Raw genomic sequence first — 794 nt, 5'->3', positions numbered from 1 at the left:
CATCTAATACTTTCTCTGCAGTCAATTTTTCTTCATACAATGTTCCAGGAGTTTTATGCTTTGATATCGCCTTATACATAAGTGGCTGAGTGAAATTCGGTTCATCACCTTCATTATGGCCATATTTGCGGTAGCACATTATGTCAATTACTACGTCCTTTTTAAATTTCTGCCTATATTCCATCGCCAGACTTGTAGCAAAACTCACAGCTTCCGGGTTATCTCCATTGACGTGAAACACTGGAGCTTCTATTGATTTTGCTATATCAGTGCAATAAAAAGAGGATCGTGCGCAACATGGGTTAGCAGTAAAACCAACTTGGTTATTAATGACAATGTGCACAATGCCATCCACTTTATAACCTTCAATATTGCTTAAGGTTAAAGTTTCAGCAACCACTCCTTGACCGATGAAAGCCGCATCACCATGAATTGATATGCCAAGCACAGATCTTATATTCTGTTTTGCTCTTATTCTTCCAGCCAAAACCGGATTTACCGCTTCAAGGTGAGATGGATTAGGGCATAAACTTAAATGTATTTTTTTGCCACCTGAAAGTGCTCGATCAGAAGAGTAACCAAGGTGATATTTAACATCACCGGACACCTCAAGACCACTTGGGTATNNAAGATTGCCTTGAAATTCAGACAGCATTGCCGCATATTCTTTCCCCATCACTTTGGTTAGAACATTGAGTCGTCCGCGGTGAGCCATGCCAAGGACTATTTCTTCAATACCAAAAACCGTAGAATCACTAATGATTTTTTCAATTGCAACGATAGCTGATTCTCCA

At 39.6% G+C, this 794-nt stretch carries 1 protein-coding gene (running past one end of the window); it reads right to left on the bottom strand.

What is annotated here, in order from left to right; translation table 11 throughout:
- Nucleotides 1-676 carry part of the coding region annotated (locus WG67_RS05690; protein ID WP_458695022.1) for a 2-oxoglutarate dehydrogenase E1 component on the bottom strand (this coding region is incomplete at its 3' end). The annotated region extends 1,042 nt beyond the left edge of the window, so 676 of the 1,718 annotated nt are shown.
- Between the last annotated feature and the right edge of the window lie 118 nt (nt 677-794).

This window comes from Wolbachia endosymbiont of Drosophila incompta, assembly GCF_001758565.1.
GTDB classification, from domain to species: domain Bacteria; phylum Pseudomonadota; class Alphaproteobacteria; order Rickettsiales; family Anaplasmataceae; genus Wolbachia; species Wolbachia pipientis.
This window is presented reverse-complemented; position numbering and strand designations above follow the sequence as displayed.